Source organism: Corynebacterium sp. MSK006, assembly GCF_030232385.1.
GTDB lineage: Bacteria > Actinomycetota > Actinomycetes > Mycobacteriales > Mycobacteriaceae > Corynebacterium > Corynebacterium frankenforstense_A.
The window spans coordinates 69,235-81,287 of the sequence record NZ_JASPJZ010000004.1 but is presented as its reverse complement, the minus strand read 5'-3'; the positions used below and the strand labels follow the sequence as shown (position 1 = coordinate 81,287).

The window sequence follows — 12,053 nt, the reverse complement described above, 5'->3', positions numbered from 1 at the left end:
GATCGCGGCCAAGGGGCGGATCGCGCTCGCGGGTGGATTGATACCGAATGCGAGACCAACTTATCCGACTGTATGCCGTACGTCACCTTTTGCATACATTTAGGGTCCACCTCACTGCGTTAGGTGCCGGAAACGGTTCCGGTACCCGCGCCGGTTCCTCAGAGCCCGACGCGCCTGAGGAATGACCCCGACGCCCCCTACAACGAGGAGAGACGATGACCCGACCGCCGCAGGACACCAGAGCCGAGGACGACGAGGCCGCGCCGAGCGGGCCGCTGGCCGGCGTGGTCGTCGCCGACTTCTCCCGGGTTCTCGCCGGGCCGTACGCCACGATGCTGCTGGCGGACCTGGGCGCGACCGTCGTCAAGGTCGAGTCGCCTGGTGGTGACGACACCCGCGAGTGGCGCCCGCCGGTGCGCGACGGGGTGAGCACCTACTACCTGAGCGTCAACCGCAACAAGCGCTCCATCGCGCTGAACCTCAAGGACCCGGAGGACCTCGCCACGGCGCACCGGCTGGTGGGCGCGGCGGACGTGTTCATCGAGAACTTCAAGCCCGGCGGGCTGGCCAAGTTCGGCCTGGACCCGGAGTCGGTGGCCGAGCGGTGGCCGCGGCTGGTGCACGCCTCGATCACCGGTTTCGGCACCGCCGGCGGGGCGAATCTTCCCGGCTACGACATGCTGGTGCAGGCGACCAGCGGGCTGATGACGATCACCGGTGCGGCCGACGGCCCGCCGCAGAAGGCGGGCGTGGCGATCTTCGACGTGATCACCGGCCTGCACGCCGCGGTGGGGATCCTCGCGGCGCTGCGCGAGCGGGAGGCCTCCGGGAAGGGCCAGCACATCGCGCTGAACCTGCAGTCCTCGGCGCTCTCGGGCCTGGTCAACGCGGCCGGGGCGGTGGTCGCCGGCGGGGTGGAGCCGCGCCGGCTGGGCAACATCCACCCCTCGCTGTTCCCCTACGGGCCGTTCGCCGCGGCCGACCGCGAGGTGGTGATCGCCTGCGGCAACGACGCGCAGTTCGGCAGGCTCGTCGCCGCGCTCGGGGCACCGGGGCTGGCGGCCGACGAGCGGTTCGCCACGATGGAGCAGCGCAACGCCCACCGCGGGGACCTGCAGGAGCTTCTCGAGGAGCGGCTGGCCGCCGGCACCGCCGACGAGTGGACGCAGCGGCTGCGCGAGGTCGGCGTGCCGGCGGCGCCGATCATGAGCATCGGCGAGGGTGTGGCCTTCGCCGAGGAGCTCGGCCTCAACCCGGTGGTCGACGCCTGCGGGGTGCCCACGGTCGCCGACCCGATGGGTTTCTCGCGAACGCCGGTCGACTACCGGCTGGCCCCGCCCGCGGTCGACGAACACCGCGCGGAGATCCTCGCGTGGTTGGCGGAACGCGAGTCGTCGACGGCGGCCGATACCCCGGAGACAGGGAGGTGATCTCCGATGGGCATCGTCGCTCTCATCGTCCTGATCGGCGCGACCGTCGTCGTCAATGTCATTCTCAAGCGTGACATCGCCGAGGCCTTGTTCGTGGGGTTGGTCGGCACCTGCCTCGTCGGTGGACTCCAGGCGCCGCAACTGCTCTGGTACGGGGTGACCTCGGCACTCGCCTCTGAGGTCACCTTCGCAGCCATGGCCTTCGTGTTCATGGGGATCATCGTGCAGTCGACCGGCCTGATCGACCGGCTCATCACGATCCTCGACTCCATCTTCGGGCGACTGCGCGGCGGCGCCGGCTACGTTTCGACGGTCGGTGCCGCGATGATCGGCCTGATCGCCGGAAACGGGGCTGGCAACGCCGCGACCGTCGGCACCGTCACAATCCCGTGGATGAAGGAGACCGGCTGGAGCTCGAACCGCTCCGCGACCATCATCGCGGGCAACGCCGGACTGGGCATCGCACTGCCGCCGAACTCCACGATGTTCATCCTGCTCGCGATGCCCGCGGCGGCGGGCGCCTCGCCCTCGAGCGTCTACGTCGCCCTCGCCTGCGCGGGCGGCTACGCGGTCCTCTACCGACTGTTCGTCATCGGGATGTGGACACGCAAAGACGGCGTGCCGCGCACCCCTCACGAGAAGATGGTCCCCTTCCCCACGGCGCTGCGGCGAGGATGGACCTCACCGTTCATCTTCCTCGGGATCATCATCCCGGTGATCCTCACCGTGGGCCCGCTGGCCAAGTGGTTCACCGAGAGCACGCCCATCGGCGAGGAGGGACTCGGCTCGATCTCGATCATCGTGTGGGTGCCCATCCTGATCACGATCATCGCCCTGATCGAGGGGCGCCACCGGATCCGCCAGAACAACGAGCACTTCCGGGTCCAGCTGGCCAAGGACGCCGGCCAGTTCGCGACGGTGGGCATCTCGCTCTTCGCCGCGCTCGCAGCGGCGAACGTCATGCAGAAGCTTGGGCTCAGCGAGCAGCTCGAGGGCTGGCTGGACACGTTGAGCCTGCCGAAGATGGTGCTGCTGGGGCTCATCATCGTCATCGTCGTGATCGTGGCGACCCCGCTGTCCTCCACCGCGACGGCCGCCTCGGTCGGCGCCCCTGCGCTCGCCGCACTGGTCTCGGTGGGAATCGACCCGACGGTCGCGATCATCGTGCTGCTGCTGTGCACGTCCACGGAGGGCGCGTCCCCGCCCATCGGTGCGCCCATCTACCTCGCGGCGGCCATGGCCAAGGCGGATCCGCCGAAGATGTTCCCCGCCCTGATCGCGTTCTACGTCCTACCGGTGATGCTGCTCGCCTGGGTGATCGGCATGGGCATACTCCCGCTGTGGATACCCGGCTGACCGCCCTCGAACCTGAACTCAAGATCAGAAACCAGGGAGTTGCCCCATGAACATCTTCTTCGCGATCATCCGCACGCTTTTTCTTTTCACACTTTTTTGTTTCGTAGCGGGTGGAATGTTGATCGTCGCCGTTCAGACGGCGGGCCTGATCGGCATGCAGCCCGGGTGGGTCACCGACATCTACGAGCAGTTCGGCCCGTGGGTGTTCTCGGCGTCCTCGATCTGCGCGATCCTCGCGTTCGTACTGAAGTTCCGCCCGCACCCGGAGCACCACCATCACCACAGAAACGGGGAGCACGGCACACACGAACACGAGAGCTGAGCGTCGAGAAACCCCAAAGGTCAGGCACTTACCCTGACGGGAGAGGCCGAGAACCCTCCGGAGCATCCATGATCCGGCCCCGGACAGACAATGAAGACGTTGGAGTCGATGAGGTAGGTCATGCCGCTCCCCGCCGCGCCAGTTGGGCGTCGAGACTCCCGATCTTCAGGTTTGTCAGGCTCATCGTCTCCGTGTAGCTGGTGCCGCCGGCCAGGACGTCGGAGAGGATGGCCGCCAGGGCCGTCTTGCCGACCCGGACAGGCACGGTGAGGTGGAAGTTCTCGCCACCCTGGGTCTTCGCCTGGGCGGCCTGAGCTGCCAGGGCGGCCAGACGCCGGGACTCCCGCCGGAAGACGTCTTCGACGAGATCGGCGTCGACCATCCCCGCATCCTTCACCACCAGCAGCACCAAGAGCTCGGAGCAGCAGTAGCGCCCGGCCAGACGCTGCGCGTCCTCGACGAGGCTCTCCGCCCGCACCGGCTGCCTGTGGAGGTCCTCCGGAGGCACCAGCACCTGCGCGGCGACGCTGTTGCACCACCGTTCCGGACCGGTGCCGGCACGTGCCCCCGGAACGCTGTCCGCGCTGACCCCGCTCTCCCCGCGCCAGATGTGCGCACACTCGTGGAGGAAGGAGAACACCTGGCCGGCTTTTGTGTCGGCCGTGTTGACGAAGATCAAGGGCGCGGTCTCGTCGAAGAGGCTCAGGCCGCGGAACTCGTCGACGGAGAGCTTCCGGTGAGTGTCATTGCCCACCACGGAGTTCCGCATGACCAATCCACCGAGCTCCTCAAACCGGTCGACGAGGTGGGTGAGGGCTCTGGCGGTGCCGGATCGTCGCGGCGGTCTCCTCGACGCCCCAGTCCCGCGCGGAGCCGGGGAAGTCCAGCGGTTCGGCGCCTTCCCGCTCGGCGTAGTCGATGTACCAGTCCTGGACGCGTTGACAGTGGTAGACGGTGTCGAGGAGTTCGGGACTGACATGCTCCGGTGCGCCGTGCCCGGCCCGGAAATCGGTGACCGGCAGCTCCAGGACCGGCGGTTCGTCGAGCAGCAGAAAACCGAAGGGCACATGGGTCCGCTTCGCGAGGTCCCGGACCTGCTTGACCGTGGGCTTCGCCTCGCCCTCCAGCCACGCGCGCCACTTCGGCCACGTCCGTTCGGCCGTCTCGGAGTCCAGACCGGCCCTTTCGGCGGCCCACCGCAGCACTTGGGGGTTGACGTCGGCACGAGGAGCGGCCATCCCGGTATCCCTCCCTTTCACAGTCCGCGGGGTGTCTGTCTCTCCGGACGGCGTTGCGCACCCGCCCACCGTCATCATCGCAGGATTCCGGGGCGAACGCCGCCATCTGATTAGACGGCTCGGCGCGTCTCATGGTTCCGCTGCACGGCGTCACCGCTACACAGCGACTCCGCTGCGCGAACTCCGGTACCGACACGGGACGCGGCGGACCGAGGAGCCGGCCGACTTCTAGCCCCGCAGGGTCACGGTGCCGTCGGGTGGTGGACGGTCACGCTGCCGTCCGAGTGGTGGACGGTCACGCTGCCGTCCGAGTGGTGGACGATGACCACCACGGTGCCGGCGCCGTAACCCTCCGAGCCACCGCCGGTCTCGCCGAGCTCGGAACCGTCGGAGTCACCCGGCTTGTCCGGCTCGGGCTTGTCCGGCTCGGGCTTGTCGGGCTGTTCGGGCTTGTCGGGCTGGTCGGGCTTGATGGGCTGCGCTGGCTCCAGCGGGGTCCAGGGCACCGAATGCCCGGGCTCGCCAGGTTCGGTCGTGCCCGGCTCCGAGGGCTCCGAGGGATCCGAAGGCTCAGTGGTGCCCGGCTTCTCGTCCGGTTTGTCCGAGCCGTCCTCCTCCGAGTCGCGCGGCTTCGTCGGCTTCGTCGGCCCCTCCGGCTCGTTGGGCTCGGCGGGCTCCGAGGAGGAGCCGTCCGAGCCCGGCTTCGGGGTCGTGCCTGGGTCGGCCGACTCATCGGAGTCGCCGGGCTTCGAGGGCTTCACAGGCTTGCCGGGCTCGAGGATCCCGCCCGGCACCGAGCCGTTGCCCGGGACCAGGACGAGGCCACCGGAACCGGTGTCCTCGCCACCTGGCTGCACCGGGGTCGGACGGGCGATGATCGTCGTGCCGTCGCCTCGGCCCGTGGACGGGGCGGACCCACCGTTGCCGGAACCGCCGTTACCGCCGTTGCCGCCGCCGGAGGGCACCAGAGGCGCGGGCGCCGGAACGGGCACCGGCACGGGCGCAGGTGCCGGGGCGGGCGCAAGCGCCGGAGCGGGCGCGCCGCCGCCTGCGGGACGGCTGCCACCGGCGGGACGACCGCCGTCGGCGAGGACCGAGGCGTTGCCGGAGACCCCGGTGCCCTGGCGCGCGGTGCCGGCGCCACCGGTGAGCCCCGGTGCCACGCTCGTACCGCCGGAACCGACCGAACCCGCAGAACCCGCGGACCCCGCGGACCCGGCCGAACCGCCGCCCTGCGCGATGTTGGCCTGCCCGGCCGGACGCGCCGCAGAGGTGGAGCGAGAACCGGAGGAGGAACGACGCGGGGCCTTGCCGTCGCGCTCGGCCTCCCAGTCGTCCCACATCAGGTTGAAGCAGTGACCGGTCAGCCCGACGCTGCCGTCGGCGAAGTAGGTGGTGCCCAGCTCCTCGGCGCGCCAGTCGCCGCAGCCGGAGATCTCCCCCATCGCGCCGCCCGGGCTGAGCCCCTCCGGGCTCTCGCCCAGCTTCGGCCGCTTCAGCCCGTCGCGCCCCTTCGACCCGGAGGCGTGGGAGCCGACGGAGTCACCCCCGTCTACCCCCGTGTCATCACCGCATGCGGCGAGGCTCAGGACGAGAGGTGCGCAGGCAAGCGCAGCCAACAAGCCCCGGACACTATTCATGGCCTTATTCTCTCATATGCACCCCCTGTGAACCACCTGGCAGGTGGAGATATTAGCCACGGCGCACGGGACGTAGTGCGGAAGAACTCACGGAAACAGGGGCGGACGGGACGTCGGCAATGTAGCGTGCATCACAAACGAACGGTGATTCGTATCGCCGTCGCATAACCCCGTACGCACACGGAAACCCACACACCCGTGCCCGAGGAGGCCGACATGTCCCTGCAGCCCACCCCGCACCCCGAGGCCAAGAAGCTCACCGACGCCGACTACCCCGACTTCCTGCTGCTCGACGCCGACCTGCCCGCCGACGTCATCGAGCTGCGCGACCGCATCCGCGCCTTCGGCCGCGACGTCGTCTTCGACGTGATCAACGAGTACTGGGAGCGCGCCGAGTTCCCGCCCGAGGTGGTCAAGGGCCTGGCCGAGCTCGGCATCGCCGGCGGGCAGATCTCCGGCTACGGCTGCCCGGGCCACTCCGAGCTGGCCATGGGCATCGTCGCCCGCGAGCTGGCCATGATCGACGGCTCCGTCAACACCTTCTTCGGCGTGCACTCCGGGCTCGGCATGGGTGCCATCCACACCCTCGGCGACGAGGAGCAGCGCCAGCGCTGGCTGCCGGCGATGGCGCGCTTCGAGAAGACCGGCGCGTTCGGCCTGACCGAGCCCTACCACGGCTCCGACTCGGTCTCCCTGGAGACCTCCGCACGCCGCGAGGGCGACGAGTGGGTGCTCAACGGCCACAAGCGCTGGATCGGCAACGGCCACCAGGGCGACGTGATCGTCGTCTTCGCCCGCGGCGAGGCCGACGGCCAGGTCAAGGCCTTCGTGGTGGAGAAGCGCGGGGACGGCAGCTACCCGGAGGGCTACCGGCCGACGGCGATCGAGGGGAAGTTCGGCAAGCGCGCCATCCAGCAGGCCGACATCGAGATCGAGGACCTGCGCATCGCCGAGACCAACCGCCTGCAGAACTGCAACAGCTTCAAGGACGTCAACAAGGTCCTCGGCGCCACCCGCGGCGGCGTGGCGTGGGAGGCCGCCGGGCACGGCGTTGCCGCCTTCGCCGTGGCGCGCCAGTACGCGCTGGACCGCACCCAGTTCGGCGCCCCGATCGCCGGCTACCAGCTCGTGCAGGAGAAGCTGGCCACGATGCTCGCCGGGGTCACCCAGAACGAGCTGCTGTGCCGCCGGATGATCGAGCTGATCGACCGCGGCGAGTTCACCCACGCGATGGCCTCCATGATGAAGATGCAGACCGTGCGCAACTCGCTCGAGGTCTGCCGCATCGGCCGCGACATGATGGGCGGCAACGGCGTGCTGCTGGAGAACCGCGTGGCCCGCCACCTCTCCGACATGGAGGTCGTGGCCACCTACGAGGGCACCGACTCCATGCAGGCGCTCATCCTCGGCCGCGAGATCACGGGCGTCTCCGCGTTCACGAGCGTGAAGCGGTAGCGGGGCCGGCGCCGGAGGGGCGCGGGCGCATCAATTGACGACGTCGTCGTGGTCGCCGTGTGCGGTCATGCGCGGCCACGTGCGGTCATGCGCGCCGCAGGGCGGCGCGGGCGATCAGCCCGGCCAACTCACCGGGACGGCTCCACATCGGCCAGTGTCCTGTGGGCAGGTCGATGAACTCGACGTCGCCGAGCTTCGCGACCTCGGCGAACATCGGGTGCCCCGCCTGCGCCATCTCCCGGACCTGTCGCGCGGACATCGAGCAGCACACCATCGTGGTCGGCACGTGTGCGCGGGCCTCGTTGCCCAGCTCGACGGCGGCACGCATCACTCCCGCCGGCTCGGGCACCGCCCGTTCCCGGAAGCGGTCGAGGTGCGCGGCGCTCAGCCCCTCGAGGCTGGCCTGCGCACCGAGCACGTCGAAGGCCGGCAACGGCACCTCCGTGACGGACCCGGGCAGATCGGGGGCGTAGACGCTGCCCGGCATGACGGGGCCGGAGTCGACCCACACGCCCCGGCGGATCAGTTCGGGGTGCCGGTCGATCACGGCGGTGACCAGAGCGCTTCACCAAACGCTACGACTCCGAACGCCAACGGAGACCACAGGCAAGTACCTAACAAGATCAGCACAACCCGTACAAACCGAGCAGAGAACCGTGGCGACGAGCCATTGCCCAGCAAGAACCCCGAGACTGAGCACCGATCACCACAGAGCCCAACCAGCGCCCAGCCCAAGAAACTCCCGCAAGCTAAACCGCGAACCGCGACAGCGAGAATGAATCGTCAAGCACGTCTTCCTCCAAGACGGTTCGAGCAGCACGCTTCCCCAAGCCGCACGACATTTTGAAGCCTTTGCCGGACAGACCCCCGACCACCAACACCGACCTTGAGGAATCCACCCAATCGAACAAGAAATCACGATCGGACGTATAGAGATCCGGGTAACCGGTCGCACGGACGGGATATTTGCTCACCCCCCTCATGGCCGACCCCACTATCGTCCCGGCCTCCCGTAGCTCCTCGACACTCGCTGAAGAGTCAAAATCTAGCCCTCCCGGGGCGAAGTCCACCTCCTTATGCGGAACCAGGCCCGAAATTTTAACGTGCCGCCCGTCCAGGGCAGGAGCACCGTAAACATTCAAACCCCCAATCGTCCGAGAGAACACCGGAAACGCCGCCGGGGAGAAACCGTGACTCCGTGCCTGGAACCAAGTCATCAGCACCCGACGTGGAGAAGAAAAGCCAGCTAGCTTCGGGAGGAGCGAGGCGCCCCAAGCCCCAGCTGAAACGATGACACGATCGAACATTTCTACGCGATCGCCAACTGACAACGCGACAGCTTCACCCCTGGTCGACACCCCAGAGACGGGATCGTTAACTACTTCTGCGCCATTCCTGCAGGCATCCTCTACAGCGTCGTTGACGGCTAGGTCCGTGCGGAGAAAGCCTCCCGAAGGGTCGAAAAAACCAACCTCTCCATCCCTTAAGACATGCTGCGGAAACCGGCGAGCCATTTCCGCACGGCCCAAGATTTCATAGTCCAGTCCGAATTTTTCGGCATAGTCAGAAAGCGTCCTTAGGGATCGCCCCTCAACGGGAACGATCGAAAGCGCGCCACACTCCACGAACACCTCTGGCGAGGTTAGGTTGGGGTCACGCCATATCTCATAGGACTCCTCGATTAGATCGTGGAAATGCTGACCTTCCCGGTAGACCCTTCGAAAAAGCCGAGTATCTCCTCCAACCGCCGATCTATCACCACCGACGCCTGCCATTTCAAAACCAACGACACGGGCGCACCGACCTGCCAGCGAGCGGAGCGCGAACGACCCAACTGACCCAAGACCTACAACTGCAACGCGAGCGGAACAAACCATATTCCCACCAATCAACTCACACTTTTCCGACAACGAAACTCAAAGCCAAAGAACGACATCCCAACAAGCGTCAAATAGAAGCTTCACGATTGCCTAGCGGCAGCGAAGAATCGGCGAGCCCTATCGGACTTCGCGTTGTCAATAACCTGGTCTGCAGGCCCCTGTTCGGCTATCTTCCCGCCATCCAAGTAGATGACGGTATCCGCAACCTCACGCGCGAACTCGATTTGGTGCGTGACGATCAGCATCGTCATACCTTCCTCTGCGAGTTGCCGGATGACCGCGAGGACTTCGCCGACCAACTCGGGGTCTAGCGCAGAAGTCGGCTCATCCAAAAGCATAAGCCGAGGCCCCATCGCCATCGCTCGGGCAATCGCCACACGCTGCTGCTGCCCACCCGAGAGCTGATCCGGATAGTGCCCGGCAAAGTCTTCAAGTCCGACTTTCTTCAACTCTGCGATGGCGTCTTTACGGGCATCCTCTTTGCGCTTTTTCAAAACGCAAACAGGCGCTTCCATCACGTTTTCAAGAGCCGTCTTATGTGGAAACAAATTAAATTTTTGAAATACCATGCCAACCGATTGACGATCAATTGCGAGCTTTCCGTCCCCACTAATACGTATCGATCCAACGCCTTCAGGCTCATAACCAAGTAGATCGCCAAATACCTCGATCCGCCCAGAATCAATTACTTCCAGCCGATTGATACATCTGAGCAAAGTGGACTTCCCAGACCCGGAAGCACCCAACAGGCAAACCACTTCTCCTTCGTTTTGAACGAATGAAATTTCATCCAGAACCCGCCTCTCACCAAAACTCTTTGAGACACGGTCGACCGTGATCGCATGCGCAATCTGGTCATGTTTATTTTCTTGCTGTCGACGTGCATGCATTTACCTCAACCCCTACTATTTATTCGAGACGTAGCGTCCTCGACTCAAGCGTCGTTCAAGCCGGATTTGAACTGCGGTAAGTATTGTAACCATGACCAAATACCAAATGGAAGCAACCAGCAGAAGCGGAATCACCTGATAGTTGTTCGAATATATTATCTGCGCCGAGTAAAGCAGGTCATTAAGAGCAATTACACTGACGAGAGACGTGGTTTTCAACATCGTGATGACCTGATTTCCGGTCGGCGGAACGATGACCCTGAGCGCTTGGGGCAGGATGATCCGAGACATCCGTTGCCGAGAGTTCATGGCAAGTGCTCCAGCAGCCTCCCACTGTCCGCTATCGATGCTCGATATTCCTGAACGTATAATCTCAGCCATGTAGGCACCCTCGTGCAGCGAGAACGCCAGAAACGCTGCCATAAATGGAGATATTATTTGATTCGCGTTGAACTCCAGGGAAATATCCAAACCTGGCACTTCCACGCCAGTAGCCGGAAAAAGCGCAGCCAAGTTGAACCAAAGCAGAAGTTGCACAAGCAGCGGCACACCTCGGAAAATCCATATGTAGCCCTCTGCGATTATGTATAATTGTTTCGATTTCGACAATTTCATCAACGCCAGAAGCGCCCCGATAACCGTACCGCAGACCGTTGCCGCTATTGTCAAAAGTACAGTATTTACAATCCCAATAAGGATGTTGGGGTCAAATAGAAATTCGGCTACCGTAGGCCATCTGAAGTTCGGGTTAAGCGCGATCACTACAGTGGCAACAACCACGATTGATATAGCTATGTATCCGCCGATTTTTGCACGCGTGTCGCGGGCTGGTAGCACCCGGGCGGGGGTTTGTTTGACGTTTTCCGCAATAGTAGCCATGTCAACCTTCAATCTCCGTGGATTCAATCCGCTGGTCTTGCATCGAATATTTTTCAAGCAACCGGTCATAACCTCCGTTTTCCATCAGTTTCTTCATGGCCATTTCTATAGCTTTCGAAAGGTCAGATCCTTTCGTCACCCCTATCCCCAGTGTTGAACCTTGGGTGAGCTTTCCATTTTCCACTAATCGCGTTTCTTGGGACGCGGCATAGGAGAGTACTGGTGCATCTACTGCCGTAGCGTCCACCCTCTGGCTGAGCAAAGCTAGCAATGCTTTTTGCTGGTCAGGGAATGCCGCTGTTTCAAGCTCAGGAGCGCCTATTTGTTCACATTTTTCAGCTTCTTCAGGAAGTACCGTCGTCATTTGGTATGAACCTGCCGATGCGCCTACTTTGCGACCACATAGCGTCTCGGGCGTTACTTCATTTTCGCGCCCTTCAAGTACGCCAAGGGAAGTGGACGATTGGTAGTAGTGGACGAAGTCCAGTACTTCTCGGCGCTCATCCGAAATCGCCATGTTGGAAAAGGTGACTTCGTACCGTCCAGCCTGTAACCCCGGTATAATTTGGTCGAAAGGAGACGCGTGAATATCCGTTTCGAGCCCCATTAGAGCTGCTACATGGGTGGCTAGATCAGGGTTGAACCCCTCTATCTTCCCTGTTGCCGCATCCGGTATGTTTAGGGGCGCCATTCCGTCCGCGGTTATAACAGTTAGTACCCCATCGCTTGCAACGTCTTCAGGTACTAGAGCAGTAACTTCTGGGTCGGGGTTAGGCAGCGGAATATCATGATTTCCGTCTGTCCCGGTAGTCTCAGTCTTTACCGGGGAACATGCACTGACGAGCAGAAGCCCAGTGCATGCAATCGTTTTTAGGCCACGGTGCTTCATTTTTCCTCCTGGCCATCTTGTCGCTCGGGCGGAAGATCTTGCTTAGCTGGATCTGATTCGGTGATGCCTCTACA

The 12,053-nt window shown here is 64.1% G+C and carries 12 protein-coding genes; 4 read left to right on the top strand and 8 right to left on the bottom strand.

Annotated features, from left to right (window positions below; all coding sequences use genetic code 11):
* Positions 1-215: 215 nt before the first annotated feature.
* From QQA02_RS03855 to QQA02_RS03845, 3 genes are read left to right on the top strand one after another with little or no spacing between them, the layout of a single operon-like run.
* Positions 216-1,430, top strand: a complete 1,215-nt coding sequence (locus QQA02_RS03855; protein WP_284774002.1) for a CaiB/BaiF CoA transferase family protein — start codon at positions 216-218, stop codon at positions 1,428-1,430.
* 6 nt (positions 1,431-1,436) lie between these two features.
* Positions 1,437-2,786: a TRAP transporter large permease subunit gene (locus tag QQA02_RS03850; RefSeq protein WP_284774003.1), complete on the top strand. Its 1,350-nt coding sequence runs from the start codon at positions 1,437-1,439 to the stop codon at positions 2,784-2,786.
* Between the two features lie 46 nt (positions 2,787-2,832).
* Entirely contained in the window at positions 2,833-3,108 is a 276-nt protein-coding gene (locus QQA02_RS03845) for a hypothetical protein (protein ID WP_284774004.1), read from the top strand.
* 118 nt (positions 3,109-3,226) lie between these two features.
* Here the strand turns inward: QQA02_RS03845 and QQA02_RS03840 are convergent, their stop codons facing one another.
* The 3 genes from QQA02_RS03840 to QQA02_RS03830 form a co-directional block, all read right to left on the bottom strand.
* Entirely contained in the window at positions 3,227-3,877 is a 651-nt protein-coding gene (locus QQA02_RS03840; RefSeq protein ID WP_336620408.1) for an ImmA/IrrE family metallo-endopeptidase, read from the bottom strand.
* 19 nt (positions 3,878-3,896) lie between these two features.
* Positions 3,897-4,346 carry a hypothetical protein gene (locus QQA02_RS03835; RefSeq protein ID WP_284774005.1) on the bottom strand — a complete coding sequence of 150 codons (450 nt, stop codon included), beginning with the start codon at positions 4,344-4,346 and terminating at the stop codon, positions 3,897-3,899.
* A gap of 242 nt (positions 4,347-4,588) precedes the next feature.
* A complete protein-coding gene (locus tag QQA02_RS03830) occupies positions 4,589-5,968 on the bottom strand; it encodes a hypothetical protein (RefSeq protein WP_284774006.1) in 1,380 nt (459 codons plus the stop codon).
* 234 nt (positions 5,969-6,202) lie between these two features.
* Here QQA02_RS03830 and QQA02_RS03825 point away from each other — a divergent pair, with 234 nt between their 5' ends.
* Complete coding sequence (locus tag QQA02_RS03825) at positions 6,203-7,441, top strand: acyl-CoA dehydrogenase family protein (protein WP_284774007.1); 1,239 nt, start codon at positions 6,203-6,205, stop codon at positions 7,439-7,441.
* An 85-nt stretch (positions 7,442-7,526) separates the two neighbouring features.
* Here the strand turns inward: QQA02_RS03825 and QQA02_RS03820 are convergent, their stop codons facing one another.
* From QQA02_RS03820 to QQA02_RS03800, 5 genes are all read right to left on the bottom strand, one after another.
* Complete coding sequence (locus QQA02_RS03820; protein ID WP_336620409.1) at positions 7,527-7,988, bottom strand: hypothetical protein; 462 nt, start codon at positions 7,986-7,988, stop codon at positions 7,527-7,529.
* Between the two features lie 202 nt (positions 7,989-8,190).
* Positions 8,191-9,318: an FAD-dependent oxidoreductase gene (locus tag QQA02_RS03815; RefSeq protein WP_284863380.1), complete on the bottom strand. Its 1,128-nt coding sequence runs from the start codon at positions 9,316-9,318 to the stop codon at positions 8,191-8,193.
* 83 nt (positions 9,319-9,401) lie between these two features.
* Positions 9,402-10,211: an amino acid ABC transporter ATP-binding protein gene (locus tag QQA02_RS03810; RefSeq protein WP_284773835.1), complete on the bottom strand. Its 810-nt coding sequence runs from the start codon at positions 10,209-10,211 to the stop codon at positions 9,402-9,404.
* 15 nt (positions 10,212-10,226) lie between these two features.
* Positions 10,227-11,090, bottom strand: coding sequence for an amino acid ABC transporter permease (locus QQA02_RS03805; protein WP_284773833.1), 864 nt, complete (start codon positions 11,088-11,090; stop codon positions 10,227-10,229).
* Between the two features lies 1 nt (position 11,091).
* A complete protein-coding gene (locus QQA02_RS03800) occupies positions 11,092-11,979 on the bottom strand; it encodes a transporter substrate-binding domain-containing protein (RefSeq protein WP_284773830.1) in 888 nt (295 codons plus the stop codon).
* Positions 11,980-12,053 lie beyond the last annotated feature (74 nt).